The 25,575-nt window shown below is 69.1% G+C and carries 25 protein-coding genes; 8 read left to right on the forward strand and 17 right to left on the reverse strand.

The window, feature by feature from the left end; genetic code table 11:
* The first annotated feature begins 78 nt into the window (after nt 1-78).
* The 6 genes from ACFWZ1_RS13540 to ACFWZ1_RS13565 all read left to right on the forward strand — a co-directional run bounded on the left by ACFWZ1_RS13540 (nt 79) and on the right by ACFWZ1_RS13565 (nt 4,895).
* Nucleotides 79-1,035, forward strand: coding sequence for an acetyl-CoA carboxylase carboxyltransferase subunit alpha (locus ACFWZ1_RS13540; RefSeq protein WP_231321266.1), 957 nt, complete (start codon nt 79-81; stop codon nt 1,033-1,035).
* A 4-nt stretch (nt 1,036-1,039) separates the two neighbouring features.
* Nucleotides 1,040-1,426 carry a VOC family protein gene (locus ACFWZ1_RS13545; RefSeq protein ID WP_439666779.1) on the forward strand — a complete coding sequence of 129 codons (387 nt, stop codon included), beginning with the start codon at nt 1,040-1,042 and terminating at the stop codon, nt 1,424-1,426.
* Between the two features lie 112 nt (nt 1,427-1,538).
* Nucleotides 1,539-2,294 (forward strand): NYN domain-containing protein, encoded by a 756-nt coding sequence (locus tag ACFWZ1_RS13550; RefSeq protein WP_231321269.1) that lies wholly within the window; start codon nt 1,539-1,541, stop codon nt 2,292-2,294.
* Complete coding sequence (tilS, locus tag ACFWZ1_RS13555) at nt 2,287-3,591, forward strand: tRNA lysidine(34) synthetase TilS (RefSeq protein WP_439666780.1); 1,305 nt, start codon at nt 2,287-2,289, stop codon at nt 3,589-3,591. The genes ACFWZ1_RS13550 and tilS overlap by 8 nt, the downstream gene beginning before the upstream one ends.
* A 151-nt stretch (nt 3,592-3,742) precedes the next feature.
* Nucleotides 3,743-4,000 (forward strand): exodeoxyribonuclease VII small subunit, encoded by a 258-nt coding sequence (locus ACFWZ1_RS13560; RefSeq protein ID WP_231321270.1) that lies wholly within the window; start codon nt 3,743-3,745, stop codon nt 3,998-4,000.
* The gene (locus ACFWZ1_RS13565; RefSeq protein ID WP_439666781.1) at nt 3,960-4,895 is read left to right on the forward strand and encodes a polyprenyl synthetase family protein; all 936 of its coding nucleotides are present in this window, start codon (nt 3,960-3,962) and stop codon (nt 4,893-4,895) included. Before ACFWZ1_RS13560 ends, ACFWZ1_RS13565 begins: the two co-directional genes overlap by 41 nt.
* A 71-nt stretch (nt 4,896-4,966) precedes the next feature.
* Here ACFWZ1_RS13565 and ACFWZ1_RS13570 read toward each other — a convergent pair whose 3' ends face one another.
* Nucleotides 4,967-5,428, reverse strand: a complete 462-nt coding sequence (locus ACFWZ1_RS13570; protein ID WP_231321272.1) for a DUF4870 domain-containing protein — start codon at nt 5,426-5,428, stop codon at nt 4,967-4,969.
* An 88-nt stretch (nt 5,429-5,516) separates the two neighbouring features.
* Entirely contained in the window at nt 5,517-6,869 is a 1,353-nt protein-coding gene (gene pmbA / locus ACFWZ1_RS13575) for a metalloprotease PmbA (protein ID WP_439666782.1), read from the reverse strand.
* Between the two features lie 90 nt (nt 6,870-6,959).
* Here pmbA and ACFWZ1_RS13580 point away from each other — a divergent pair, with 90 nt between their 5' ends.
* Nucleotides 6,960-7,199: a DUF1653 domain-containing protein gene (locus tag ACFWZ1_RS13580; RefSeq protein WP_439666783.1), complete on the forward strand. Its 240-nt coding sequence runs from the start codon at nt 6,960-6,962 to the stop codon at nt 7,197-7,199.
* On the forward strand, nt 7,196-7,759 hold the full coding sequence (gene yjgA / locus ACFWZ1_RS13585; protein ID WP_439666784.1) for a ribosome biogenesis factor YjgA: 564 nt from the start codon (nt 7,196-7,198) through the stop codon (nt 7,757-7,759). The genes ACFWZ1_RS13580 and yjgA overlap by 4 nt, the downstream gene beginning before the upstream one ends.
* 428 nt (nt 7,760-8,187) lie before the next feature.
* Here the strand turns inward: yjgA and ACFWZ1_RS13590 are convergent, their stop codons facing one another.
* The 15 genes from ACFWZ1_RS13590 to ACFWZ1_RS13660 form a co-directional block, all read right to left on the reverse strand.
* On the reverse strand, nt 8,188-9,456 hold the full coding sequence (locus ACFWZ1_RS13590; protein ID WP_439666785.1) for a threonine/serine ThrE exporter family protein: 1,269 nt from the start codon (nt 9,454-9,456) through the stop codon (nt 8,188-8,190).
* Nucleotides 9,453-9,899 carry an NfeD family protein gene (locus ACFWZ1_RS13595; RefSeq protein WP_439666786.1) on the reverse strand — a complete coding sequence of 149 codons (447 nt, stop codon included), beginning with the start codon at nt 9,897-9,899 and terminating at the stop codon, nt 9,453-9,455. Before ACFWZ1_RS13595 ends, ACFWZ1_RS13590 begins: the two co-directional genes overlap by 4 nt.
* 88 nt (nt 9,900-9,987) lie before the next feature.
* Nucleotides 9,988-10,932 (reverse strand): SPFH domain-containing protein, encoded by a 945-nt coding sequence (locus ACFWZ1_RS13600; RefSeq protein WP_231321278.1) that lies wholly within the window; start codon nt 10,930-10,932, stop codon nt 9,988-9,990.
* Between the two features lie 95 nt (nt 10,933-11,027).
* Nucleotides 11,028-12,404 (reverse strand): sensor histidine kinase, encoded by a 1,377-nt coding sequence (locus ACFWZ1_RS13605; RefSeq protein WP_231321279.1) that lies wholly within the window; start codon nt 12,402-12,404, stop codon nt 11,028-11,030.
* A 28-nt stretch (nt 12,405-12,432) separates the two neighbouring features.
* A complete protein-coding gene (locus ACFWZ1_RS13610) occupies nt 12,433-12,768 on the reverse strand; it encodes a hypothetical protein (RefSeq protein WP_231321280.1) in 336 nt (111 codons plus the stop codon).
* Nucleotides 12,769-12,903: 135 nt separating this feature from the next.
* Complete coding sequence (locus ACFWZ1_RS13615) at nt 12,904-14,241, reverse strand: sigma-54-dependent transcriptional regulator (protein WP_231321282.1); 1,338 nt, start codon at nt 14,239-14,241, stop codon at nt 12,904-12,906.
* Nucleotides 14,242-14,391: 150 nt separating this feature from the next.
* Nucleotides 14,392-15,615, reverse strand: a complete 1,224-nt coding sequence (locus ACFWZ1_RS13620) for an ABC transporter permease (RefSeq protein ID WP_231321287.1) — start codon at nt 15,613-15,615, stop codon at nt 14,392-14,394.
* Nucleotides 15,616-15,624: 9 nt separating this feature from the next.
* The gene (locus ACFWZ1_RS13625; RefSeq protein ID WP_439666787.1) at nt 15,625-16,947 is read right to left on the reverse strand and encodes an ABC transporter permease; all 1,323 of its coding nucleotides are present in this window, start codon (nt 16,945-16,947) and stop codon (nt 15,625-15,627) included.
* 38 nt (nt 16,948-16,985) lie between these two features.
* Nucleotides 16,986-17,522, reverse strand: a complete 537-nt coding sequence (locus tag ACFWZ1_RS13630) for an ankyrin repeat domain-containing protein (protein ID WP_439666788.1) — start codon at nt 17,520-17,522, stop codon at nt 16,986-16,988.
* Nucleotides 17,523-17,687: 165 nt separating this feature from the next.
* Entirely contained in the window at nt 17,688-18,911 is a 1,224-nt protein-coding gene (locus ACFWZ1_RS13635) for an ABC transporter permease (RefSeq protein ID WP_439666789.1), read from the reverse strand.
* A 9-nt stretch (nt 18,912-18,920) separates the two neighbouring features.
* Entirely contained in the window at nt 18,921-20,222 is a 1,302-nt protein-coding gene (locus tag ACFWZ1_RS13640) for an ABC transporter permease (RefSeq protein WP_231321291.1), read from the reverse strand.
* Between the two features lie 49 nt (nt 20,223-20,271).
* Entirely contained in the window at nt 20,272-21,492 is a 1,221-nt protein-coding gene (locus ACFWZ1_RS13645) for an ABC transporter permease (RefSeq protein WP_439666790.1), read from the reverse strand.
* 8 nt (nt 21,493-21,500) lie between these two features.
* Nucleotides 21,501-22,799, reverse strand: coding sequence for an ABC transporter permease (locus tag ACFWZ1_RS13650; RefSeq protein WP_439666791.1), 1,299 nt, complete (start codon nt 22,797-22,799; stop codon nt 21,501-21,503).
* Between the two features lie 50 nt (nt 22,800-22,849).
* On the reverse strand, nt 22,850-24,082 hold the full coding sequence (locus ACFWZ1_RS13655; RefSeq protein WP_439666792.1) for an ABC transporter permease: 1,233 nt from the start codon (nt 24,080-24,082) through the stop codon (nt 22,850-22,852).
* Between the two features lie 10 nt (nt 24,083-24,092).
* The gene (locus ACFWZ1_RS13660) at nt 24,093-25,412 is read right to left on the reverse strand and encodes an ABC transporter permease (protein WP_231321296.1); all 1,320 of its coding nucleotides are present in this window, start codon (nt 25,410-25,412) and stop codon (nt 24,093-24,095) included.
* Between the last annotated feature and the right edge of the window lie 163 nt (nt 25,413-25,575).

A 25,575-nucleotide genomic window follows, 5' to 3' on the forward strand; every position in this document is an offset into this window, starting at 1 on the left:
CGCCCCATACGCGCCCGTTCCCGCCTTTGCACCCACCCCGGCTATACTGGCCCGCTCAGCGTCACGAATCGCCTGCGAATGAACCCCAACTTCCTCGATTTCGAACAACCGCTCGCCGAACTGGAAGCGAAGATCGAAGAACTGCGCCATGCCAGCCATGGCCAGGCGTTCAACATCGACGAGGAAGTCGCGCGCCTGCGCGAGAAGCTCAAGGTCAAGACCGCCGAGATCTTCCGCAACCTCAACTCCTGGCAGATCACCCAGCTTTCGCGCCATCCGGCGCGGCCCTACACGCTCGACTACATCGGCGTGATCTGCGAAGAGTTCCAGGAACTGGCCGGTGACCGCGCGTTTTCCGATGACGCCGCCATCGTCGGCGGCCTGGGTCGCATCAACGGCCGGCCGGTGATGATCATCGGCCACCAGAAGGGCCGCGACACCAAGACCAAGGTGCGCCGCAACTTCGGCATGCCCCGCCCTGAGGGTTACCGCAAGGCGCTGCGCCTGATGAAGATGGCCGAGCGCTTCGGCCTGCCGCTGCTGACCTTCATCGACACCCCCGGCGCCTACCCCGGCGTGGGCGCCGAGGAGCGTGGCCAGAGCGAGGCGATCGCCCGCAACCTGCTGGAAATGGCCGACCTGAAGACCCCGATCGTGTGCACGGTGATCGGCGAAGGCGGCTCCGGCGGCGCGCTGGCGATCGGCGTGGGCGACCGCGTCAACATGCTCCAGTACTCGACCTATTCGGTGATCTCGCCCGAAGGCTGCGCCTCGATCCTGTGGAAGAGCCAGGACAAGGCGCGCGACGCCGCCGAGGCGCTGGGCATGACCGCGCCGCGCCTGCACGAGCTCGGCCTGGTCGACAAGGTGATCCGCGAGCCGCTGGGCGGCGCCCACCGCAACGCGCGCTCGATGGCGGTGCGCCTCAAGGCCGTGCTGATGAACCAGCTCGACGAACTCGAAGCGATCGCCGCGCCGGACCTGCTGGAGCAGCGTTACCAGCGCCTGCGCAGCTACGGCGCCTACGCGGAATAAGTCCATGACCGGCGTGCGCGGCCTCGCCCATGCCAACATCCGCGCACCCGAGGCGATGATCGAGCGCCTGCGCCGCTTCTACATCGACGTGGTGGGCCTGCGCGAAGGCCCGCGGCCGGCGTTCCGCTCCGGCTCGCGCGGCCATTGGCTCTACGCCGGCGAGACCGACGTGCTGCACCTGACCGTCGCAGGGCCGGGTGATGCAGTTCCCACGCGAACCGGCCACCTCAACCATCTTGCCTTCGCCTGTACCGACCTCGACGTCACCCGCGCGCGCCTGGACGCGAGCGGGCTGGCATACGAGGTCGACGGGGTGGACGAACTCGGCCAGGTGCAACTTTTCCTCACCGATCCCAGCGGCCTGAACATCGAACTCAACTTCAGCCGCTGATCCCAGGGAGCGTACGTCTGCGCGACCGGGATGCCTGCGGTCGCGCGGTTGCTCCTACACGAGCCACGCCCGCCCACGGTTACTATCGGGGTCCGTCCCGAAGGGCATCGCCATGGCCGACCACGCCAAGCTCGCCGTATTGATCGACGCCGACAACGCCCAGCCCGGCCTGGCCGAGGGCCTCCTCGCCGAAGTGGCCCGCTACGGCACCGCCCACGTCAAGCGCGCCTACGGCGACTGGACGGACAACCACCTGCGTGGCTGGAAGGACCGGCTGCTGGACCTGTCGATCCAGCCGATCCAGCAGTTCGGCTACACCAAGGGCAAGAACGCCACCGACTCGGCGATGATCATCGATGCGATGGATCTGCTCTACACCGGCCGCTTCGACGGCTTCTGCATCGTCTCCAGCGACAGCGACTTCACGACGCTCGCGCGCCGCATCCGGGAATCGGGCCTGACCGTCTACGGCTTCGGCGAACGCAAGACACCCGGGCCGTTCGTCGCCGCCTGCGACAAGTTCATCTACACCGACGTGCTCGGCGAACCCGACAGCGACAACGAGAAGCCCGCCGAGCCCGCGCAGCGCATGAACACGCAGGAGCTGCGCCAGGACGCGCGGCTGGTCAATCTGCTGCGCAATGCGATCGAGGACGCCGCCGACGATACGGGCTGGGCGGGTCTCGGCGCCGTCGGCAGCATGGTCAGCAAGCGCGCGCCGGAGTTCGACTCGCGCAACTGGGGCTACGGCAAGTTGAGCGGCCTCATCGGCGCGATCGGGCTGTTCGAGACCGAAGACCGCCAGCTCGGCAACGGCAAGCACATCTACGTGCGCAACAAGAAGAAGAAACCGTCCGGCCGTGAGTAGTCCGCGCACGCTGGCCGACACGCTCGGCCACGCCCTCGACCGCCACCCGGACGGGCCGCTGTGCGTTGCCTTCAGCGGCGGGCCTGACTCGACCGCCCTGTTGCATGCGCTGGCCGCGCTGCCTCAGGCGCGCGCGCGCGGCCTGCGCGCGTTGCACGTGGACCACGGATTGCATCCGCAAAGCGGCGACTGGGCCACGCAGGCGGCGGCGTTCTGCGCAACGCTGGGTATCGACTGCGAGGTGCGCAGGGTCGAAGTCGCACGCGCCGGTGGCGAAGGCCTGGAAGCGGCCGCACGGCACGCGCGCTACGCCGCCTTTGCCGGCGCACTGCGTTCGGGCGAATGGCTGTTGCTGGGACATCACCGCGACGACCAGGTCGAGACGGTGCTGCTCAAGCTGCTTCGCGGTGCCGGTCCGCAGGGGCTCGGCGGCATGCGCGTGATCCGCCCGCTGGGTCGTGGCTGCCTCTGGCGCCCGCTGCTGGACCTGCCTCGCGAGGTGTTGCGTGCCTACGTCGAAGCCCACGCGCTGGCCTGCGTCGATGACCCGTCCAATCGCGACACCACCCTGGCGCGCAACCACCTGCGCCACGAGATCCTGCCGCGCCTGCGCCGGCACTGGCCGCACGCCGCCGATTCCATCCTGCACAGCGCCGCGCTCTGCCGCGCCGCGGATGAAAGTTTGCGAGCGCGTTGGCGGGACGCTTTCGCCGCGCTGCACGACCCCGCCAGCGGCAGCCTCGATGCCCAAGGCTGGCTCGCCCTCGACGCTGCACTGCGCGAGCCGCTGCTCGACCATTGGCTGCACGCTCGGGGCCTGCCCGCACCGACCGCTGCGCAGCGTCGGCAGATCGAGCGCCAGTGCCACGCCCGCGCAGGCCAACAGCCGTGCGTGCGCTGGCCAGGGGCCGCGCTGCATATCTGGAAAGAGAGGCTATGGGCGCATGCGCCGCGGCCATCATTCGATCCGCGCTGGGAGGCCCGCTGGCACGGCGAGGCGTTGACCCTGCCCGACGGCGGCCATCTCTCGCTTGCTCCGGCCCGCCGCCTGCCTACGCCTCTCACCGTGCGGCTGCGCCAGGGTGGCGAACGGATCAAGCCCGTCGGCGACCGCCACACGCGCGAGCTGCGCGACCTGTTCCAGCAGGTGGCGCTTCCGCCATGGCAGCGCGAAGCCTGTCCGCTGCTCTATGACGGAGACGAGCTGGTTGCGGTGGCCGACCTGTGGCGTACGGCTCCGGGCGCGGAGTTGTTCGAGGCGCTGGGCGCCTGGCCGCGCTGGATCCGGGCCGACTGAGCGCCGCCCGCCCGCGCGGAAGCCCGCGCCTGGGCGATGCTTTTCATATCGAGCCGCCACGCCCACAAGTGGGCTTCCGCAAGGGAGTTCCAAGCTTCGGCTCCGCGCCGGACATTGATTCCAACCCCCTGCTGCGCTAGCGTTGCGGCCCATGGCCAAACCCGCTCCCGCCTCCGCGGAAACCCCATCCGTCGCCGACTTCGAGCATTCGCTGGACGAACTCGAGCAGCTGGTGGCGCGCATGGAAGGCGGCGAGTTGAGCCTGGACGAATCGCTGGCCTCGTTCGAGCGCGGCATCGGCCTCTACCGTCACTGCCAGCAGGCCCTGGACAAGGCCGAACTGCGCGTACGCCTGCTGCTCGATCCCGATGCGCCCGACGACGCCGAACCCTTCGAATCCGACCTCTGACGCGCCGCTCCAACTCGGCCCCCGGCTGCTCGCGCTGACCGCGCGCGCCGACGCCGCGCTGGCGCGCGTGCTGCCCTCCGAGCAACAGCCGCCACTGGAATTGCACCGGGCCATGCGCTACGCCGTGCTGGGTGGCGGCAAGCGGCTGCGCCCGCTGCTGGTCTACGCCGCCGGCCATGCGCTGCGCATGGACGGGATCGAACTGGACGCACCCGCCTGTGCGGTGGAGCTCATCCACGCCTACTCGCTGGTACATGACGATCTCCCGGCGATGGACGATGACGCCCTGCGCCGCGGGCGGCCAACCTGCCATATCGTCTACGGCGAGGCGATGGCGATCCTGGCCGGCGACGCGCTGCAGGCGCTGGCCTTCGAAATCCTTGCCCACGATCCGCACACCGGCGCCGACGCCGCGCGCACGCTGGAGATGCTGCGCGTGCTCGGCCGCGCCTGCGGCGCGGAAGGCATGGCGGGTGGCCAGGCGCTGGATCTGGCGGCCGTGGGCCGCAAGCTCACGCTGGACGAACTCGAACACATGCACGCCTGCAAGACCGGCGCGCTGATCCGTACGGCCGTGCGGCTGGGCGCCCTCGCCGCCGGCGCGGACGCGAACGCGCTCGATGCGCTGGACCGCTACGCGGGCGCTGTCGGCCTTGCGTTCCAGGTACGCGACGACATCCTCGACGTGGAAGGCGAATCGGCGGTGATCGGCAAGACGGCCGGCAAGGACGCGGCGGCCGACAAGCCGACCTTCTCTTCGATCATCGGCCTGGAGGCTTCGCGCGCGCGCCTGGCCGAACTCACCACCACCGCGCTGCAGGCCATCGCCCCGTTCGGCGATCAGGCCGTGCTGCTCCGGGAACTGGCGCACTACGCAGCCAATCGCTCCCACTAGAAAGACTAAGGGAGCGCATCGCTGCGCTCCCTCAGGCAATCCGGCGGGCCGGAGCCCGCGCGTGGGGTTACTTACTTGATCAGTCGCAGCGTGAACGGATAACGGTAACGCTCGCCCTCGTTCGCCTTGATCGCGGCGATGATCGTGAACACCAGCCAGGCGATGCCGACCAGGATGCCGACCGGCACCGTCAGCAGCGCGCCGAAGCCGAAGGTGACCAGGGTCAGCAGCAACAGCGCCACGCCGACGATGGCCAGGGTGATGTTGAAGTTCAGCGCTTCCTTCGCCTGGTCATCGACGAAGGGCATGGTGTCCTTCTTGATCAGCCAGATCACCAGCGGGCCGATGAAGCAGCCCAGGCCGGCGAACGCGCCGGTGAGCAACCCGCCCACCAGCGCGGACAGATGCGCGAACAGCGCCCACTGGCGCTCCTCGTGGCTGGGCATGCCGACCGAATCGATCGGCTCGGGCGGCGGGACCGGCTCGCCCGAAGGCGGCGGGGGCGGGACGACGGAATCGGGTGGAACGCTCATGCCAGGCTCCTCTTTCCTTCGATGACGCCGGCCTGTCGCCGGTGCCGCGATGCTAGCAAAGCCACGCGGCGACGCCATAGGCCAAAGGCTATTGGCCGCCGACCGTCATCCGGTCGAGCAGGATCGAGCCGGTCAGGATCTGCGCCCGCCGGTCCACGTCGCTGCCCACCGCCACGATGCCCGCGAACATGTCGCGCAGGTTGGCGGCGATGGTGATCTCTTCCACCGGGAAAGCGACCTGCCCGTTCTCGACCCAGAAGCCCGCCGCGCCGCGAGAGTAATCGCCGGTCAGCGTGCTCACGCCCTGTCCCATCACTTCGGTCACCACCAGGCCGGTGCCCATGCGCCGGAGCAGCGCGGTGAAGTCGTCCGGGCCGGACTCGACCAGCAGGTTGTGGATGCCACCGGCGTTGCCGGTCGACTCCAGTCCCAGCTTGCGCGCCGAGTAGCTGCCGAGGATGTAGCGCGCCAGCACGCCATTCTCCACGAGCGCGCTGTCGGCGGTGGCCACGCCCTCGGCGTCGAACGCGCCCGAACCCATGCCGCGCGGCAGGAATGGCCGTTCGACGATGTTCATCCATTCGGGCATCACCCGCTTGCCGGCGTGGTCGAGCAGGAAGCTGGCCTGCCGGTAGAGCGCGCCGCCGCTCACCGCGCTGACCAGGTGACCGATCAGCCCGCGCGCGAGTTCAGGCACGAACAACACCGGGCACTGGCGCGTGCCCAGGCTGCGCGAGTTCAGCCGCGCCAGCGTGCGTTCGGCCGCCTTGTCGCCGAGCGCCTGCGCGCTCATGAAGTCGCTCGCGTCGCGCACCGAGTCGTACCAGTAATCGCGCTGCATGCCGTCGCCCTCGCCGGCGATCAGCGAAAGCGAGAGCGCATGCCGCGTGGCGCGCTCGCGCCCGACGAAACCGTGCGAGTTGGCATATACCGACACGGTCTGGCCCGCCTGTACCGCCGCCCCGTCGGAATTGGTGATGCCCGCGTGCGCACGGCCGGCCGCCTCGATCTGCTGGCCCAGCGCGATCGCCTCGGCCGTGTCGACCTGCCAGGGATGCCACAGGTCCAGGTCCGGGAAGCTCGTCGCCATGCGCGCCGGATCGGCAAGGCCCGCGGCGGGGTCGGCTTCGGTGTAGCGCGCGATCGCGCAGGCCTGGTCGATCGTGGCCTGGATCGAAGCCGGGTTGAGGTCGGCGGTGCTGGCCGTGCCCTTGCGCTGGCCGAAGTACACGGTCAGGCCGAACCCGCGGTCGCGCGTATGCTCCACCGTCTCCACCTCGCCCAGGCGGACGTTCACGCTGAGACCGCTGTCGATGCTTGCCGCCACCTCGGCCGCACTGGCGCCCGCCGCGCGCGAGCGGCGGATCACGTCCTCGGCGAGCTCGGCCAGGCGGTCGAGTTCCTGATGGCTGGTGTCGTCGGTCAAGGCGGCTGCACTCACGGGGCGTTCCTTCAGGCAGGTAGAATGGGCGGCGACAAACGCACGACTTCCGGAGATGGGGTCGCCCCTGCCCGATCAAAAGGAGCGCGCATGGCACCGGTCCCCGGCATCTACCGACACTACAAGGGCCAGCGCTACGAAGTGCTCGGCATCGCCCGCCACAGCGAAACGCTGGAGGAACTGGTCGTGTATCGCGCACTGTATGGCGAACACGGCCTGTGGGTGCGCCCGATGGCCATGTTCAGTGAAACCGTCACGATCGACGGCGAACCCGTGCCCCGCTTCGCGCTGGAAACGCCCAGCCAACTCGATTCCATGGAAAGCCAGTGAGCCCGAGCCGCAGCCGCAACCAGACCGAACTCGACGAGCAGGACTATGGTCCTAGCCGCACCCAGCAGCGCCGCGAGGCACTCGCCGTGCTGGCGCTCGCCAACCAGCTGGTCGAGCTGCAGCCCAGCCGCCTGGCCAAGCTCGACCTGCCCGAAGACGTGCGCGACGAGATCGCCAACGTGCGGCGGATCAGCTCGCACATCGCGCGCAAGCGCCAGCTGGCGTTCCTGGCCAAGAAGATGCGCCGGCACGAGGACGCGGTGTTCGACAGCGTGCGCGCCGAGCTCGGCGAGAACCGCGAGCGCCAGCGCCAGGAAACCGCCGCCATGCATCGCCTGGAAGCGCTGCGCGAACGGCTTCTCGATGACGACGAAGCCGCTGCCACGCTGATCGCCGAGCACCCTTCCGTCGACCGCCAGCACCTGCGCTCGCTGATCCGCCAGGCGCGCAGCGAGCGCGCGGCGAACAAGCCGCCGCGGGCGTACCGGGAGATATTCCAGTTGCTGAAGGATCTGCAGCAGGAAGATGGCGGCGATGGGGGTGAGGACGCCGAGGACTGAAAGACCCGTCGCCTTCGCTGATCGCCAAGGCGAGCCCGACCCCTCACCCCAACCCTCTCCCCGGAGGGAGAGGGCGCATCTCTTTGGCAAGCGCCAACTTTCCAGCCATCTGCTTTCGCCGCGCGCGCGCAGGCCAGCTCGGCGCTCTAGCTCCGCGCCTTTGCTTCCCGGGTCCCCTATGGCGCGGCGGGCGGGTGGTGGATCAGCCCGAAGGGTGGCCGGCAGGACGCCGGCCAGTTTTTCGCCGGGGCAGGAAGCCCCGTCGAAAAACCCCGCCACCCGCACGTGCACCCGGGGGGCCGAAGGCCCTAAGGCGCGCCATCGGGGTGCCCTTCTCTTTGGTTACTTTCTCTTGGGCAAGCAAGAGAAAGTGACTCGGGCGCCGACGGGCGTCCGAAAGCTATTCGCTGGGCGAAAAACTCTTCGCTCTAGAGCGACCGCCGGGGTGAAACCAGCAAGTCACCGAACAACAACCCCGCCACCAGCGAAATCAGCAAAGTGATCAACAGGATGAAACTGTCCATCCCGAGCGTCGTATCCCGCTCGAACAGATAGGACACGCTGCGAAATCCCACACTGCCCGGCACCAGCAGGATGATCCCCGGCTCGCGTATCACCGCCCCCGGCCGATGCATGTACCGCGCATAGAGATTCGCCAGCGCCCCCAGCAACAACCCGCCGAGGAACACGCCAAACGGCGCCCCCGGAATCGCCCCCGACAGCAACCCGCCCCAGCGGGTGGCCAGATAGCCCACGACCACCGCCGCCATCACGATCAGCCAGTCGCGCCGCGCCGCGCGGAACAGGATCGCAAAGCCCAGCGCACCGATCAGCAACGACGGCCAATCCATCCATCGCGGCAGAGGCGACAACACGAAGGTGCCGGGGTAGATGCCGAACGCGGCGCACACCTGACTGGCCGCCACGGTGCCGAAGGTGAGTTTGAGCAGGGTGGCGATGGCCCCGCCCATGCGCGCCGTGCCCGAAGTCAGATGCTGGCTGGAAATCTCCCGCACCGCCGTGGTCAGCGACATGCCCGGGATCAGCACGATCAACGCCGCGAGCACCACCGACTTGATCGCCAGCGGCACGATGAAGGCGCTGACCAGGATCGCGCCGGCGGTCGCCACCAGGGCGCTGATCGCCTCGCTGGCGGCGGCCAGCCGCGGCCGCGTGCCCGAGAGCACCGTGATCAGGCCGATCACCAGGCCGATCGCACCGGCCACCACCAGGTCGGCCCAGGAACTGTGCAGGAACAGCGCCGCGACACTGGCGGCCGACAGCCCGTAGCTGCCGACCACGGCGGCCTGGGCACGCCGCGTCTCCGGCCGGCCCAGGTCGCGCAACAGGCGGAAGCCTTCGCGGAGGCCGAGCTCGCCGGCGATGGCGCGGTCGGCGATCGCGTCGGCCTCGCAAAGGCGCGCCAGGTGCACGTCGCCCGGTGGCAGCCGCATCACCTGGGTGACCTGGGCCAGCCCTTCCTCGCTCTGGCTGGGGTCGGCAAAGGAAATGATGATCGCGGTCGGACTGGACCATACGTCCGCGACGAGCGCCAGCCGCTGCGCGGCGGCGGCGATGGCTATCTCCAGGCGCGCCGCGGAGGTGCCGTATTGATGCAGCCGGCGCGCCAGCTCGACCAGGAAGGCGATCCGCGTATCGACTGGCGCCTGCGCCGCGCCTGCGATCAAACCACTCATGCGGCGGGCCGCACCTGTAGCGTATTGCCATCGACGCCGACTACCTCGACGGTGGCGCCAAGCGGCAGGTCCGGACCGTTGACCAGCCATTCGCCATCGCCCACGCGCGCCTTGCCGCGGCCGTTGACGATCGGCTCGATCAGCACGTAGCGCCGGCCGACCATCTGCGCACCGCGGCGGTTGAGCCGCTCGCCGGTGGACTCGGTGCGCCGGAGCTTCGGTCGCAGCATCCACGCGTAGACCGCGCAGGCGAGGAAGGCCAGCACCGCGAAGGCGATCGCCTGCCCCAGCAGCGAAAGATCCGGCACCAGCCAGGCCAGCACGCCGGTGGCCGCGGCGCCGATGCCGATCCACAGCAGGAAGTAGCCCGGCAGGGCGACCTCCAGCCCGATCAGCAGCAAGGCCAGCAACCACCACAGGTGATGCGCGGAAAGTAGTGACATCGATGGAGCTCCTGCCAGGTCCTCGGGATGAGCCGTCGCGCGGGCCGTCGACTCCGCAGCGTTACGCCGGAATGGAACGACCGGGAATCTACCGCGGCGGCGGGACGATCTTGGCCGAGCCCTGCTGCGACATCGCCTCCTTGGCCAGCTCGGCGATGCCCGCCAGCGAACCGATCACGCCGGTCGCTTCCATCGGCAGCAGCAGCATCTTCTGGTTGGGCGAGTGCGCGATTTCCTTCAGCGCCTCGACGTACTTGTTGGCAACGAAGTAGTTGAGCGCGTTGATGTTGCCGCTGGCGATCGCGTCGGACACCATCCGGGTCGCCTCGGCCTCGGCCTCGGCCAGCCGGATGCGCGCCTCGGCTTCGCGGAAGGCCGCTTCCTTCTTGCCTTCGGCGGCCAGGATCGCGCTTTGCTTCTCGCCGTCGGCCTTGAGGATCGCCGCCTGCTTGAAGCCCTCGGCCTCCAGGATGTTGGCACGCTTCTCTCGCTCGGCTTTCATCTGCCGCGCCATCGAATCGATCAGGTCGCGCGGTGGCGCGATGTCCTTGATCTCGATGCGGTTGACCTTGACGCCCCACGGGTGGGTGGCCTCGTCCACCACGCGCAGCAACTGCGCATTGATCGCATCGCGCTTGCTCAGGGACTCGTCCAGGTCCATCGAGCCCAGCACCGTGCGGATGTTGGTCATCACCAGCGCCAGCGACGCCTGCTCCAGATTGGCCACCTCGTAGGCGGCCTTGGCCGCGTCCAGCACCTGGTAGAACACCACGCCGTCCACGCGCACGACTGCGTTGTCCTTGGTGATGACGTCCTGCGAGGGGACGTCCAGCACCTGCTCCATCATGTTCATCCTGGCGCCGACGGCCTGGTAGAACGGCACCAGGAAATGCAGGCCCGGGCTCAGCGTGCGGGTGTAGCGACCGAAGGTCTCCACGGTCCATTCGTAGCCCTGCGGCACGATCCGCACCAGCTTGGCGATCACGATGATCACCAGCAACACCAGCACCACGCCGATTATCCAGCTGCCCATGGCCCCCTCCTGTGGTTGAGCGACCAGTATAGGCGCGCGATGCCTGCAAGGCGCGCCTGTGCGCGCCCACGGGCCGGTCCAGCACCGGCGCGCTCCTACTGGTTTCTTGCCGGCAGCAGCAGGCTGACCCGCAGGCCGCCATCCTCGCGGTTGGCCAGCGTGATGCGCCCGCCGTGCGCCTCGGTGATCTCGCGCGCAAGCGCCAGCCCGAGGCCGGTGCCCGCGCGCTTGGTCGAATAGAACGGCAGCAGCGCCTGCGCCAGCACAGTCTCGCTCATGCCCGGACCGCGATCGGCCACCTCGATGCGCCAGTCGTGGCCGACCTGTGCCAGCGCGATCGTCACGCCGTCCTCGGCGCCGCCGGCTTCGTGCGCGTTCTTGATCAGGTTGATCAGCACCTGCTCGATCTGCGCCTTGTCGAACCAGCCCGGCTCGGTCGGCACCGGCCCGGCCAACTGGAACCGGCAGTGCAGCGCAAGGCTGTCAAGGAACGCCTGCCAGTCGATCGCCTGAGGCTGCGGCGCCGGCAGCTTGGCGAAGCTGGCATAGCCGGCGATGAAGCCGTGCAGGTGGCGCGCGCGCTCGCCGATAGTGGCGAACACGCCGGGCAGCCGCGCCAGGTCGCCGCGGCGAGCCAGTTCCGCGCCCGAATGCGCCAGCGAGGAAATCGGCGCCAATGAGTTGTTGAGCTCGTGGCTGATCACGCGGATCACCCGCTTCCACGTCGCCACTTCCTGGCGCGACAGCTCGCGCGTCATGCGGCGCAGCGAATACAGCTTATGCGGCCGTCCCTGCAGCCGGAACAGCCGCTGGGACAGGTGGAACGTTTCCTCGGCGCCGTCCATGGGTACGCTGAGCAGCGCATCCTCGCCGCTCTCCACTGCGCGGCGCAGCGCCTCGGGCACGTTGAGCAGCAACTCGCCGAAATCGAGGCCGTTGAGGCTGCGCCCCTCATTGAACAGGTGCCGCGCGGCGATGTTGGCGTAGGCGATGCGTCCCTGGGCGTTGGCCAGCACCAGCGACACGGGCGTGTGCTGCACCACCGTGTCCAGCAACAACTCGCGCTGTACCAGGTGCTGGCGCTGCTCGCGCAGGGTCTGGCCCAGCGTGTTGTGCATGCGGATCAGCGCGCCGAGTTCGTCGCGCCGGTCGGCCGCGATCGAGAAGCTGAAGTCGCCGTCGCGGAAACTCGCCACCGCGCCTTCCAGCGCACGCAGCAGGCGGCGGATCGGCGACATCACCTGCCCACCCAGCCAGAACGCCAGCGGCAGCAACACCAGCATGGTGGCGAGCAGGCTCCCGGAGATGCCCGGCCAGGTCGGCAGATGGACGCCCAGGCGCGGGTCGTGGCGCAGCCACGCCAGCACCTGGGGCATGGGCCACTGGGTGAGGCCGGCATAGACCAGCGCGCCGCTGAGGCTCGCCAGCAAGAGCAGCCCGGTCAGTCGGACCTGCAGCGATCTCAGTTGCATGCGACGCTCCGGCCCCGGGACGGTTGCGTCAGTGGCACGCAGGATCCATCGGAGTCTGCGGGCAGTTGACTGCCGGACGGCCATTGCGATCCATGGTGCCCATGGTGCCGACCGCGGCATGACCCGAATGCTGCTGCGCCGCGTTGCCCGGGGGTTGGGTATAGCTGTCGCGCTCCTTGAACTTGAAGTGCGATGCGGACTTCTTCTCCTTCACTCCGGGAATGGCATCGGCCCGATAGCTCGCCGTGGAAGCCGGCGCCGGGGTGCTCCAGCTGTCGCTGGGCTGGGTGGAGGGTGGCACCGCCTGGGCGTGGGCCCCGGCAGCCGCCAGCAGCGAGGCAAGCACGATGATCCGGATACGCATGGTTCCTGCTCCTTGGGGACTGGCGTCGATCATCCCGCGCCCCCGTCGTACCGGCAACCGCCGTTGTGGACTGCAGGGTGGGCTTCAGCCCACCAGCCTTGCGCAGGGCCCCAGCCCACCCTGCGCCAGGCGCCGTCAGCTCGTCGCCAGCCCGTAGCGCTCCATGCGCCGGTACAGCGCCTGGCGCGACAGCCCCAGCGATTGGGCGGCCCGGCTGACCACGCCGTCGGCGCGGTGCAGCGCGGTCTCTACCGCCTCGCGGCTGGGTTCGTCCAGGTTGCGCGCAACCGCAGGCGTGTGCTGCGGCAGGTTGAGCAGTTGCGGCGTCACCACCCCGTCGGTCGCCAGCAGCGCGGCGCGTTCGATCGCGTTCTTCAGTTCGCGCACGTTGCCAGGCCAGGGATAGGTCGCCAGCGCCTCGCGCGCGGCGTCGCCGAGCTCGGCGCGCCCGTCGAGGAAGTATTCGGCCAGCGGGACGATGTCGTCGGTGCGCTCCGCCAGCGGCGGCAGGTTCACCTCGATGACGTTGAGTCGGTAATAAAGGTCTTCGCGGAAGGTGCCGGCGCGCACCATCGCCTTGAGGTCGGCATTGGTCGCCGAGAGCACGCGCACCTTGACCTGCCGCGTGCGGCCCGAGCCCAGCCGTTCGAACTGCCCGGTTTCCAGCACGCGCAGCAGCTTCACCTGGCCCGGCAGCGGCAGATTGCCGATCTCGTCCAGGAACAGCGTGCCGCCGTCGGCCAGCTCGAAGCGGCCCTCGCGCGCCTTGTTGGCGCCGGTGTAGGCGCCGGCATCGGCGCCGAACAGTTCCGCCTCGATCAGCTCGCCCGGAAGCGCGCCGCAGTTGACCGCCACGAACGGCCCGTTCCGGACCGGCGAGTTCGCATGCACGATGCAGGCGATGCGCTCCTTGCCCGCGCCGTTGGGGCCGGTGATCAGCACCGGCACGTGCGAGCGGGCCACCTGGCAGGCGAGCTCCAGCGTCTGCGCCATCGCGTCGGAAGCGAACACCAGCCCGTCCAGCTCGTAGGTCTGGCGCAACACGTCGCGACGACGGCGGCGCTCGCGACGGGTGCGGTTGACCTCGCGGGTGGACTCGGAGAGCTCCAGCAGGTTCTCCACCGTGGCCAGCAGCTTGGTGTCGTCCCAGGGCTTGGCCACGTAGTCGGCGGCGCCGGCCTTGACCAGCTCCACCGCGGTTTCCAGGTGGGTCCAGGCGGTCAGCAGGATTACCGGCAGGTCGGTGTGGCGCTGGCGGATCGCGCGGAACAGCGCCACGCCTTCCTCGCCCGAGGTGGTGTCGGCGGTGAAGTTCATGTCCTGGATCACCACGTCGACGAGCTCGCGGTCCAGCGCCGCCAGGCCCTCCTGCGGCGTGACCGCGATCAGCGGGCGGATGTCGTGCAGCGAGAGCAGCAGCGACAGCGCCTCGCCCACCGCGGGGTTGTCATCAATGATCAGGACGGTTCGCATTTTTTTCCTGCACATGCCGGCATGGATGCATCTCCACGCCAAAAGGTTGCCACAGGTCCGCCAAAGGGGAAGCGGCCGAAGTGCCGGCCGGCTCCGCGGGCCGGTCGCTCAAGCGTGCGCTCCCCTGCCCGGGGGCCTTTGCGGTGGCGATCAGACGCTCCGTGTCGCCACCACCGGCGGGACCGCGGCAGCGCGCAGCGCCGGGGCGAGCACGGCCAGCTGGCCCAGCACCCACAGCGAGAGCGCACCGATCGGCAGGTAGTACAGCGGCAGGCGCGGCAGTTCGTAGTGGCTCATCAGCGCGAGGTTCAGGCCGAAGGCCAGCACCATGCCCAGTCCGATGCCGAAGCTGACGATCAGGAAGTTCTCAGTCTGGAAGTAGCGCAGGATGTCGCTGCGCGTCGCGCCCAGTGCGCGGCGCACGCCGATCTGCTTGCGCCGCTGCGCGACCCAGAAGCTGGCCAGGCCGACGATGCCCAGCGCGGTGACCAGCAGCAGCGCGGCGATCACGCCGACCAGCATGCCGGCCATGGCGCGGTCGTTGCGGAAGTAGCGGTGGCGCAGGTCGCCCAGGGTCTGGCTCTGGTCCAGGTCGAGCACGCCCTCCGGAACGGCGCGGATCAGCGCGGCGCGTGCGTCGCGCAGCACGCGCGGCAGGTCGGCGGGCGCGGCCTTGATGACGTAGTTGCCGGCCAGCTGCCTGCCCGGCGCCATCGGCAGGAATATCGACCATTGCGCCGTGGCCACGCCGCGCGCGCCAGGCTCCGGCTGCGCCAGGTGGTCGAGGATGCCGGCGACGCGGAAATGGTACTTGTCGCTCCAGAAGTCCTTGCCGAGCGGGTTCTTGCCCGGCCACAGGTGCTCGGCCAGCGGGCGAGTGATCCACACCGGCGCATCCAGCGGCAGCCAGGCGCCATCGGAGGGCTGGAAGTCGGCGCTCGAGAAGCGCCGCCCCTGCACCGGACGTATCCCGATCGCTTCGGCGGCCGCGGGACCGCCGGCGTAGAAGTGCGGCACGGTGCCGTAGTGGCGCTCGGCCTGCCCGGGCGGGTCCAGCGTGATGCCTGCATACCCGCTGGGCGCGCCGAACGGCAGCGAACTGACGACCGCGGCCGCCTGCGTGCCCGGCACCGTGCGCAACGCGGACAAGGCGCGCGCATTGAGGTCCGATTCGTTGCAGCCGTCGCAATCGAGCCGCAACTGCGCGAGCGAGGACTCGTCCACGCCGCTGGGCACCTTCATCAGGTCCAGCCGCGAGACGATCAGGAAGCAGGCATTGCACAGCACCGCGCAGGCAAGCGCGATTTCGAGCGCGATCAGCAAGGTGGCAAGCCGGTGGCGGCGCAGCGCGGCGAGTATCGGTCGGATATCCATGATGCTTCCTTACAAGGTCTTCAGCTGCAGCGCCGGCGCCACGCGGCTCGCACGCGCGGCAGGCAACAGGCCGGCCGCCACGCTGGTGGCCACGGCCAGCACGAAGGTCACCGCGAACATCGAAACGTCCAGGTGCGCCATGTCCGCATACGCCACCGGCTGGTGCCTGACCAGCCACAGCCCCACCAGCGACAGCAGCCATCCGGCGATGCCGCCCAGCAACCCGATCATGCCGGCCTCCACCAGGCATTGTGCGAACACGGCGCCACGCGTGGCTCCGAGCGCGCGACGCACGCCGATCTCGCCGCTGCGGCGCAGGAACTTGGCCAGCAGCAGGCCCACCGTGTTGAACAGGCAGATCGCCAGGAAGGCGAACGCCAGCCAGGTCTGCAGCCGCACGTCGCTCGGCACCACGCCGTTGTAGTCCAGCCATTCGGTGAGGTTGCGCATGCGCGTGTTGCCGGCATGGCTGAAGCGGCCCAGCGCCATCTGCTGGGCCGCATAGGAAGCGACGAAGCGGCGGTAGTCGTCCGCCTTGCCCGCGTCGGCCAGTTCCACCCACAGCCGCACCCACACGCAAGGCGAGTCCTTGAGGTAACCGGGCCGTTCGGGCACCTGCCAGCAGGTGAACTGGTAGAAATTGCCGTCGTTCAGATCCATGCCGGTGAAGAACGGCGTCATCACGTCCTCGGGCTTGCCATAGAAGCCATCCGTATGGCCGTGCGCGAAACGGCCGCCGGCCACTTCGTAGAACAGCGGCGACGGGCGCCAGGGCGCCAGCACGCCGACGATGCGCACGTCCTTGTCGCGCAGCCGCAGCGTGCGACCGACGCTGTCCCTGCCGCCGAACAGCTTGTTGTTGAGGTCCGCCGAGATCACCGCCACACGGCTGTGCCGGGCGTCGTCCTCGGCCGACCAGCTGCCGCCGTACTGGAAAGGAACGCCGAACATCGGGAAGAAATCGGCAGTGGCCGAGAGCATGTCGAGCTTGGAAGCGGGCACGTCCGAACCGGGCGCCGCGACCTTGATGGGACTGGACACGACCAGCGCCTGGCGGTCGGCACGCTTCGCGCTCCACAGGTCCACGGCCGAGTGGTAGTCGAGCTCGTCGTAGGGCTCGTCCGAATCCTTGTTGGCCGGATCCGGGTCCACCTGCGGATAGAAGATGTGCTGGCTGCGGCCCGGCAGGGGATCGCCGGAAAGCAGCCGCATCACGGTAAGCGTGGTCATGCTCGCGCCGATGCCCACGGCGATGGCGAGCACCATCAGCGCGGTGAGCGTCTTGTTGCGCTTGAGGCTGCGCAGGGCGAGATCGAAGTAGTAGCCGAACATTCACTCACTCCATGGTTTGTCGGGGCCCGCCATCGGCCTCATCGGCGTGGCGTACCGCTTGCCGTCGCGCCCTTGCCGCGCAGGAAGCCCGCGACGGCATCGCCGCGGGCCTGGTTGAGGGGCGTGCGCCACTGGCCGTTGTCCGCCATGGCGCCAAGGTTGACGTCGGCACCGTGCGAGGCCAGGTACTGCACGGCCGCCAGGTGATTGCCGCGGACGGCCGTGATCAGCGCGGTCTCGTCGCCGGGGACGACGGCGTCCAGCCGCGCGCCGGCGTCCAGCAGTTGCGCCAGGGTGCCGACGTCGCCCGCCGCGGCCGCCGCGATCAGCGGATTGCCGTCACCCTGGCAGGCGCCGTTGACGTCCGCGCCCAGGTGAAGCAGCGCATCGACCATCGTCCGGTCGGCGCCCTGCGCGGCCACGATCAGCGGGCTGCCGTCGCCCGGCGCGCAGGCATCCACGCTCACGCCCGCGTGGACCTGCTGCCGCACGAGGTCGGTGCGGCCGTGCCGGACCGCTTCGACCAGCGCCGCCGCTTCCCCGGCATGGCCGGCTCGGGTGCCCGGCGGCGACACGGCCGCGGACGCCGTTGCCGGCAAAGCGCACGCGCCGACGCAGGCCGCGGCCAGTGCGCATGCCATCGAAAGAGGCAGGCGCCGGACGCTCCGGCGAGGCAACACGGAAGCTGGCGTACCCGATCGGGCGATGTGCTGCATGTTCATGGTCGTGTCTCCTCGAGGTCAGACCGAGCGGGTGGCGACCACCGGTGGCACCGCGGCGGCGCGGATGGCCGGGCCGAGCACCGCCATCTGCCCGATCAGCCACAGCGCGATCGCGCCCACGGGGAAGTAATAGGCGGGCAGCCGTGGCAGCTCGTAATGCAGCATCAGGAACAGGTTGATGCCGTAGGCCAGCACCATGCCCAGCGCGATGCCGATGGTCGCCAGCAGGAAGTTCTCGGTCTGGAAGTAGGTGAGGATGTTGCGGCGGGTGGCGCCCAGCGCGCGACGCACGCCGATGGTCCGCCGCCGCTGCGCGACCCAGAAGCTGCCCAGGCCGACGATGCCCAGCGCGGTCACCACCAGCAGCGCAATGCAGACGCCGGCGAGCAGGCCCGCCATGGCGCGGTCGTCCTGGAAGAATTCGGCGCGGATGTCGTCCAGCGTCTTCTTCTCCAGGATGATGCGGTGCGGGTCGGTCTTGCGCAGCGTGGCCACGGCCGCGGCCAGCACGCGGTCGCGCTCCTGCGGCGCGGTGCGGATCACGTAGCGGCTGGCGTTGTCCGAGTCCATCCGCAGCGGGAACACCATCGACCACTGCGCCGTATCGTCGCCGCCGAACAGCGCCGGACGGATCAGCCCGGCCACCACGCCGACCACCCGCACCGGATCGCCACCGAGGTAGATCGTCTTGCCGAGCGCGGACTGGCCGGGCCAGAGCTTCTCGCCGAGACCGCGGGTGATGATCACGGTGGTGATCTTCTTGGCGAGCTTTTCGTCGCGGGCGACCAGGCGCATTTCCAGGTACTCGCCCGGCTCGAAATCGCGCCCGGCCACGAGCTGCGCGCCGAAGGTCTTAAGCAGGTTCTCGCCGAAGTACTGGGTCGCGTTGAGGGTGGCCTGCTTCTGCTTGGGATCGAGCTTGACGCTGGTGTTCCAGGAGCTGTTGGTGAACGGCACCTGGTTGACCAGCGCCACCGATGTCACACCCGGAATCTGGCGCAGCGCGGTGAGGTCCTCCTGCGCGTGCGCCTTGGCGTCGGCGGTGTCGCCGATGCCGAAAGCCTGGACCTGGATCAGTTCGTGCTCGGCCACGCCGCTGACCATCTGCATGCGCTCGAGCCGCTGGTTGATCAGGAACACCGCGTTGCAGACGATCGCGCAGGTCAGCGCGATCTCCAGCACCAGCAGCAGGGCGGTGATCTTGTGGCGGCGCAGCGTGGAGAGGATCGGAAGGATGTCCATGGGGTGCTCCTAGTTGCTCTTCAGCTGCAGCGCGGGGGTGACCTGGCAGGCGCGCCAGGCGGGCAGCAGCCCGGCCAGCAGCGAGGCACCGACGGCCAGCAGGAAGGTGGCCAGCAACATCGACAGGTCCAGATGGGCGAGCGCGGCGTAGTCCGACGGTTGCTTGCGCACCAGCCACAGGCCCACCAGCGACAGCAGCAGTCCGGCGACGCCGCCGGTGAGGCCGATCACGCCCGACTCGACCAGGAGCTGCATGAACACCTCGCGGCGCGAGGCGCCCAGCGCGCGGCGCACGCCGAGCTCGGGGCTGCGGCGCAGGAACTTGGCCAGCATCAGGCCCACCGTGTTGACCAGGCACACCAGCAGGAAGCCCAACGCGAGCCACGCCTGCAGCCGCACGTCACCCGGCACGACCTTGTTGTAGTCCAGCCAGCCCATCACATCGGGCAGGCGCACGTTCGGCGGGCGCTGGAAGCGGCCCAGCGCCTTCTGCTCCTGCGAGTAGTGCACCAGGTACTGCTTGTATGCGGCGGCCTTGGCCGGCGTATCCAGCTGCACCCAGAACTGCAGCCACACGCAGGGCGCGGTGTCCATGTGGTCCGGATCGGAGCCTTTGCCCCAGCAATCGGTCGAACCGTTGCGCCCGAGCTTGAGCTCGTAGGCGGTGGTCAACGGCAGGTACACGCCCTCGTCCTCGGCGTAGCTGCCGCTGTTGAGGTCGTAGAAGTGCGGCGTCATGCGCCAGGTGTCCAGCACGCCGACGATGCGGAAGGCGACGTCGTTCATGCGCAGGGTCTGGCCGGTGCTGTCGCGGCCCTGGAACAGCTTGTCGTTGAGCTTGCGCGAGATCACCGCCACGCGAGCATGCGCCTCGTCGTCGGCCGCCGTCCACGCGCGGCCGTAGCGGATCGGCACCTCGAACATGGGGAAGAAGTCGGCCGTGGTGTAGCGCGCGTCCTCGAAGAACGGATCGATCGCCGACTGCGCCGGCTGCACCGGCACCGCGCCGCCGGTCATCAGCGCCTGCCGGTCGGCACGGCCCGCGTGCAACAGGTTCATGCCGTCGGTCCAGGTCACCTGCACCGGCGGATCGTCCTGCGGCTGGTAGCCGTCCATGTCCTGCGGGTCAAGCTGCGGGTAATAGAGCTGCGCGCTCTTGCCGGGCAAGGGATCGCCCGAGAGCACGTGCAGCACCGTCAGCGTGGTCATGCACGCGCCGATGCCCAGCGCGATCGCCAGCACCATCAGCGCCGTGAGGGCCTTGTTGCGCCTGAGGCTGCGCATGGCCAGGTCGAGGTAGTAGCCGAACATTCCGGTTCTCCGTGGCTGGAATCCCTCTTCCACCGGAAGAGGGCAGAATTCATGCGCTGCGCGTGGCTTCCACTGGCGGCACCGATGCGGCGCGATGGGCCGGGCCGAACACGGCCACCTGTCCGAGCAGCCACAATGCGATGGCGCCGACGGGCAGGTAGTACCAGGGCATGCGGTCCATTTCGTAGTGCTGCATCAGGTACAGGTTGATGCCGAACGCGAGCACCATGCCCAGCAACACGCCGGCGCCGCTCAGCAGGAAGTTCTCGGTGCGGAAGTAGCTCAGGATGTGGCTGCGCCGCGCGCCGACCGCGCGGCGGATGCCGATCTGGCGGCGGCGCTGTGCCACCCAGAAGCTGGTGAGGCCGACGATGCCGAAGGCAGTGACCGCCAGCATCACCACGCACACCAGCACCAGCATCCAGACCATGCTGGCGGCGCCGGAAAAGTACTCGCCGCGCATGTCGGGAAACGTCGTGCCTTCGGCCACGGCACCGGGCTCCAGCCCGGCCAGCACGTCCTCGGCCTGGCGCGCGACGCGGTCGCGGTCGGCCGGCGCACTGCGCAGCACGTAATAGCCGAGCGCGCCGGTCGGCTGCATCGGGAAGAACGCCGCGTCATAGATGCCCGGCAGGCCCGCGCCGGCCTGCTTCGGGCGCAGCACGTTCGCCACCACGCCCACCACCTGGTACCAGTACCGGTCCACGTACATCTTTCGGCCGAGCGCCGACTGGCCGGGCCACAGCCGTTCGGCCAGGCGCTCGTTGACGATGGCCACGTGCGTTTCCGGCATGAAGGAGGAGCCCATCGATGCGGTGGCGTAGTCCTCTGCGGTGAACATGCGTCCCTGCTTGAGGCGCAGCTCCAGCGCGCGATCGGCGCCCTCGCCCAGCAGGTACACGTTGGAGTTGATGCTGGCCTTGTCGGTCGGCTTCATGTCCGCCCGCGTGGTGAAGTTGCTGTTCCAGCCGTTGCCGGACAGCGGCATGGTGTTGATCACCGCCACCGCCTCCACGCCGTCGATGCGGCGCAGCGCATCGAGGTTGCGCGGGATCTCGCTGGCGGCGCGGTCGGAATCGGCGCCGGAGAGGGTGACCACGCTCAGGCCCTGCTCGTCGATCGCGTTGGGCAGGCGGATTTCGCCGGCGCGTTCGCCGATCATGAACACGGCATTGCACAGCACGGCGCAGGCCAGCGCGATTTCCAGCACGATGAGCAGCGCCGGGATGCGGTGCTTGCGGAGGCTGGCAAGGATCGGTGCGATTTCCATGCGAAACCTCAGGCGCTCTTCAACTGTGGCGCGGGCGAAACCACGCAGGCGCGCCAGGCCGGCAGCAGTCCCGCGACCAGCGCCGACACCAGCGCGACGATGAAGGTGAAAACGAACATCGAAACATCCAGCCGGGCCAGGCTGGCGTATTCGGCCGGCTGGTGTCGGATGCCCCACAGGCCCAGTTCGGCGACCGCCAGCCCGAGCAATCCCCCGGCCAGGCCGACCATCGCCGCTTCCACCATGAACTGTCCGAAGATCGCGCCGCGCGTGGCACCCAGCGCGCGGCGCACGCCGATCTCGCGCGAGCGGCGCAGGCACTTGGCCAGCAGCAGGCCGATGGTGTTGGTCACGCAGATCAGCAGGAAGCCGAAGGCAAGTCCGGCCTGCAGCCGCGCGTCGTCCGGCACCACGTTTTCGATGCGCAGCCACTGCATCACGTCAGGCAGCGCGGTATCGGTGCGGTGGAAACGACCCTGTGCGATCTGCTCGCGCACGTAGCCGTCGAGGAAGCGCTTGTAATTGGCGACCGCGGTGGCGTCGGTCAGCTGCACCCACAGGCCCAGCCACATGCACGGGGCAGTCTCCAGATGCTCGATGTCGGCCGCTTCCCAGCAACTGATGTTGTTGGGATCGAGCTGTACCGCCCGTGCCGCGCGCAGCGGCAGGAAGGCGCCATCGCCGTCGCCGTAGCTGCGCCCGATGTTGATCGCGTAGAAGCGCGGCTGCGGGGAGAAGTGGTCGAGCACGCCGACCACGCGGAAGTCGTGGCCGTTCAGGCGCAGGGTGCGCCCGACGCTGTTGGCCCCGCCGAACAGCTTCTGGTTGAGGAAGTCGGCGATCACCACCACCCGCGCGCCGGCGGCGTCGTCATCGGCGCTCCAGCCGCTGCCGTAGCGGAACGGGGCACCGAGCATCGGCAGGAAGTCGGCCGTGGTCATCACCGCATCGCCGAAGAACGGCCGCCCGCCCGCATCGCGCGACTGGATCTTCGCCGAGCCCAGCGCCACCAGCGCCTGCCGCGGCGCGCGGTGCGCGTCGAACAGGTTGTTGGCGTCGACCCAGGTGAGGTTTTCCTGCGGCTTGCTTTCGCCGGGGATATAGCCGTTCTTCGGATACGGGTCGATCTGCGGGTAGTAAAGCTGCGCGCTGCGGCCAGGCAACGGGTCGCCCGAGAGCAGCCGCAGCACGGTCAGCGTGGTGATGCAGGCGCCGATGCCCAGCGCCAGCGCCAGCACCATCAGCGTGGTGAGCACGCGGTTGCGGCCGAGGCTGCGCAAGGCAAGGTTGAGGTAATAGCCGAACATCCCAGGCTCCTGGCTATGCTCCCTCTCCCCGCGGGCAGAGGGACTCCAAGTCAAACGCTGCGCGTAGCCTCCACCGGAGGCACGCGCGAGGCCTTCACCGCCGGCGCCAGCACCGCTCCCTGCCCCAGCAACAGGAGCATCAGCACGCCGGCGACCAGGTAGAGCGGCGACATCGGCTGTGAACCCATCCGGATCACCAGCCACACATTCATCGACACCGCGAGCACCACGCCCAGCAGCACGCCGCCGAGGGTGATCAGCAGGTTTTCGGTAAGGAAATAGCCGAGGATGTCGCGCTGGCGCGCCCCAAGCGCGCGGCGCACGCCGATCTGCCTGCGCCGCTGGCCGACCCAGAAGCTGGTCAGGCCGACGATGCCCGCGGCGGTGATCACCAGCAGCACGGCGCTGATGATGCCCATAAGGATCGCCATGCCGTAGTCGCCGTCGTAGGCGCGGTGGCGGACCTGGGCGAAGGTCATGATGCCGTCCCGGGCCGGGATGATCCGCATCGGACTCTGCGCGTAAAGCGCATCCTTCGCCTGGCGCATGGCATCGGCGAGCTGCCCCGGCCGCGCGCGCACCAGGTAGAACGTGCCGTCGCCGGTCAGGCGCGCCGGGACCAGCACGGCGTTGTAGGCGTAGGGCTTGGCCCACACCCCGGTCATGTGCGCCTGCAGGGTGTCGGTGATCCCGATCACGGTCGAGGGCGCGTTGTCGTTGGACACGTAGATGGTCTTGCCCAGCGCCGAGCCGCCCGGAAAGAGGATCTCCGCCAACCCCTTGCTGATGATGATCTGCCGGGCATGCATGCGGTCGGTGCCGCTCTGGCTGCCGACCTCGTCCGCGCTGAAGTTGCGGCCGGCGATCAGGCGCGCACCCAACGTCGCGAGGGTGTGCTCATCGGAGAAAAAGATCGCCGTATCGGTGGTCATCTTGACCTGATCGGGGCTCAGCCGGACGAAGTTGTCCCAGCCCGAGCCGCGCAGCGGGAAGCTGTTGGAGGAACTGACCTCCTGCACGCTGCCGAGCTGGCGCAGCGCCTGCAGGTCGGCGCGCATGCGCGCGTCGGCGTCCTGCGAGGGCAGCTTCTCCGGCCAGTCGTTCTGGATCACGAACAGGTTCGACTCCTGCACGCCGCTGGGACGGTCCACCCGCACCAGCCGCTGCTGGATGATGAACAGCGCGTTGCACACGATCGCCAGCGTCAGGGCGATCTGCAGCGCAATGAGCGTGGTGCCGGCCTTGTGGCGGCGCAACGCGACGAGGATGGGTCCGATTTGCATGCTTGCCCCGTCAGTTGGACTTCAGTTGCCAGGCGGGCTGCACTTTCGCGGCGCGCCAGGTGGGATAGAGCGCGGCGATCATCGTGGCCAGGATCGCCAGCAGCAGCGTCGACAGCATCAGCGACACGTCCACGTGCGCCAGTTGGGCGATTTCCGGCGAGAACAGCAGTCCCACCCCGCCGACGCCGACCGCGGTGAGCAACAGGCCCAGCACGCCGCCGGCGGCGCCGACGGTGCCCGCCTCGATGAGGAACTGGCGGTAGATCTCGCCCCGCGGCGCACCCAGTGCGCGACGCACGCCGATCTCGGCGCTGCGGCGCATGAACTTGGCCAGCAGCAGCCCGATGGTGTTGACCAGGCAGATCACGAAGAAGCCGGCCGCCACGATCAGCGAGATGCGGCTTTCCGGCGGCACCACGTCCTCGAAGTCCAGCCAGTCGGCGACGTCGCGCAGGCGCACGTTCGGCGCCCAGCGGAACCGGCCGGCGCGCTGCTGCTCGGCGGCATAGCCCTCAAGGAAATTGCGATAGGCCGACACCTGCGCAGGCGTGTCCAGTTGCACCCACATCGGGATCCACGAGCACTCGCCGTGCAGCCAGCCTTCGCGTCCGGCGTCCACGCCCGTGTTGGGCGCACCGCCGCAGTTGTTGCGCCCGGCCGTGTCGATCTTGAGGTCGTCGGCGCGATGGAACGGAATGTAGATCTGCGCGGGTTCGTCGAAGGCCGAGCCGTCGAACAGGTCGAAGTAGCGCGGCTTCGGGTCCCAGTGCTGGGTGACCCCGACGACGCGGTAGGTGTGCCCGCTCAGGTCGATGTCCCTGCCCACGCTGTCGGCGCCGCCGAACACCTGCTGGTTGAACTCGTGGCTGAGCACCACCACGCCGGTGCGGCGCGCGTCTTCCTGCGCCGACCAGCCCGAGCCGTACTGGAAGGGCACGTTGAACATGCCGAAGAAGTCGGCGTTGGTCGCGTAGCCGATCGCCTTCAGCGGCAGGCTGCGGTTGCCGCCGGGAAGCACCGCCAGCGCGATCGGGTAGAACAGGGTCTGGTGCGGCGCCTTGTGCGCGCGGACCAGCGCGTTGGCGTCGGTGTAGGTCAGCGCCTCCGGCGGCTCGCCGTCGTTGTTGTACTGCGGGCCGCGGTTGTCGACCAGCACGGTGAACAGCTGCGAGGACTTCTCCGGGATCGGGTTGCCCGACACCACCCGGAACACCGACCAGGTGATCATCGAGGCGGCCACGCCGAACCCGATCGCGACGACCATCAGGGCGGTCAGCACGGGGTTGCGGCGCAGACTGCGCATGCCGAGTTGGAAGTAGTAACCGAACATCCAGGGTTCCCGTATTTTTGCTCCCTCTCCCCTTTTGGGGAGAGGATTGGGGTGAGGGGCCGGGCAGGCGCGGACGTCCACGCCAGTCCCGAGTTCCAATCCCGCTTTCGATGGAGTGCCGGGCGAACCCCGCCCTTCACCCCGGCCCCTCTCTCCTGAGGGA

This window comes from Frateuria sp. GZRe14, from assembly GCF_051900395.1.
GTDB classification, from domain to species: Bacteria; Pseudomonadota; Gammaproteobacteria; order Xanthomonadales; family Rhodanobacteraceae; genus Frateuria_A; species Frateuria_A edaphi.

Bases quoted from the DNA above. Each gene is read 5' to 3' on its own strand.
- ACFWZ1_RS13620 (WP_231321287.1), bottom strand. From the start codon at position 15,615: ATGGATATCCGACCGATACTCGCCGCGCTGCGCCGCCACCGGCTTGCC.
- ACFWZ1_RS13550 (WP_231321269.1), top strand. From the start codon at position 1,539: ATGGCCGACCACGCCAAGCTCGCCGTATTGATCGACGCCGACAACGCC.
- ACFWZ1_RS13580 (WP_439666783.1), top strand. From the start codon at position 6,960: ATGGCACCGGTCCCCGGCATCTACCGACACTACAAGGGCCAGCGCTAC.
- ACFWZ1_RS13565 (WP_439666781.1), top strand. From the start codon at position 3,960: ATGCGCCCGACGACGCCGAACCCTTCGAATCCGACCTCTGACGCGCCG.
- ACFWZ1_RS13570 (WP_231321272.1), bottom strand. From the start codon at position 5,428: ATGAGCGTTCCACCCGATTCCGTCGTCCCGCCCCCGCCGCCTTCGGGC.
- ACFWZ1_RS13635 (WP_439666789.1), bottom strand. From the start codon at position 18,911: ATGGACATCCTTCCGATCCTCTCCACGCTGCGCCGCCACAAGATCACC.
- ACFWZ1_RS13645 (WP_439666790.1), bottom strand. From the start codon at position 21,492: ATGGAAATCGCACCGATCCTTGCCAGCCTCCGCAAGCACCGCATCCCG.
- ACFWZ1_RS13600 (WP_231321278.1), bottom strand. From the start codon at position 10,932: ATGGGCAGCTGGATAATCGGCGTGGTGCTGGTGTTGCTGGTGATCATC.
- ACFWZ1_RS13605 (WP_231321279.1), bottom strand. From the start codon at position 12,404: ATGCAACTGAGATCGCTGCAGGTCCGACTGACCGGGCTGCTCTTGCTG.
- ACFWZ1_RS13595 (WP_439666786.1), bottom strand. From the start codon at position 9,899: ATGTCACTACTTTCCGCGCATCACCTGTGGTGGTTGCTGGCCTTGCTG.
- ACFWZ1_RS13650 (WP_439666791.1), bottom strand. From the start codon at position 22,799: ATGTTCGGCTATTACCTCAACCTTGCCTTGCGCAGCCTCGGCCGCAAC.
- ACFWZ1_RS13590 (WP_439666785.1), bottom strand. From the start codon at position 9,456: ATGAGTGGTTTGATCGCAGGCGCGGCGCAGGCGCCAGTCGATACGCGG.
- ACFWZ1_RS13540 (WP_231321266.1), top strand. From the start codon at position 79: ATGAACCCCAACTTCCTCGATTTCGAACAACCGCTCGCCGAACTGGAA.
- ACFWZ1_RS13615 (WP_231321282.1), bottom strand. From the start codon at position 14,241: ATGCGAACCGTCCTGATCATTGATGACAACCCCGCGGTGGGCGAGGCG.
- ACFWZ1_RS13660 (WP_231321296.1), bottom strand. From the start codon at position 25,412: ATGTTCGGTTACTACTTCCAACTCGGCATGCGCAGTCTGCGCCGCAAC.
- ACFWZ1_RS13560 (WP_231321270.1), top strand. From the start codon at position 3,743: ATGGCCAAACCCGCTCCCGCCTCCGCGGAAACCCCATCCGTCGCCGAC.
- ACFWZ1_RS13640 (WP_231321291.1), bottom strand. From the start codon at position 20,222: ATGTTCGGCTACTACCTCGACCTGGCCATGCGCAGCCTCAGGCGCAAC.
- ACFWZ1_RS13655 (WP_439666792.1), bottom strand. From the start codon at position 24,082: ATGCAAATCGGACCCATCCTCGTCGCGTTGCGCCGCCACAAGGCCGGC.
- ACFWZ1_RS13610 (WP_231321280.1), bottom strand. From the start codon at position 12,768: ATGCGTATCCGGATCATCGTGCTTGCCTCGCTGCTGGCGGCTGCCGGG.
- ACFWZ1_RS13545 (WP_439666779.1), top strand. From the start codon at position 1,040: ATGACCGGCGTGCGCGGCCTCGCCCATGCCAACATCCGCGCACCCGAG.
- ACFWZ1_RS13625 (WP_439666787.1), bottom strand. From the start codon at position 16,947: ATGTTCGGCTACTACTTCGATCTCGCCCTGCGCAGCCTCAAGCGCAAC.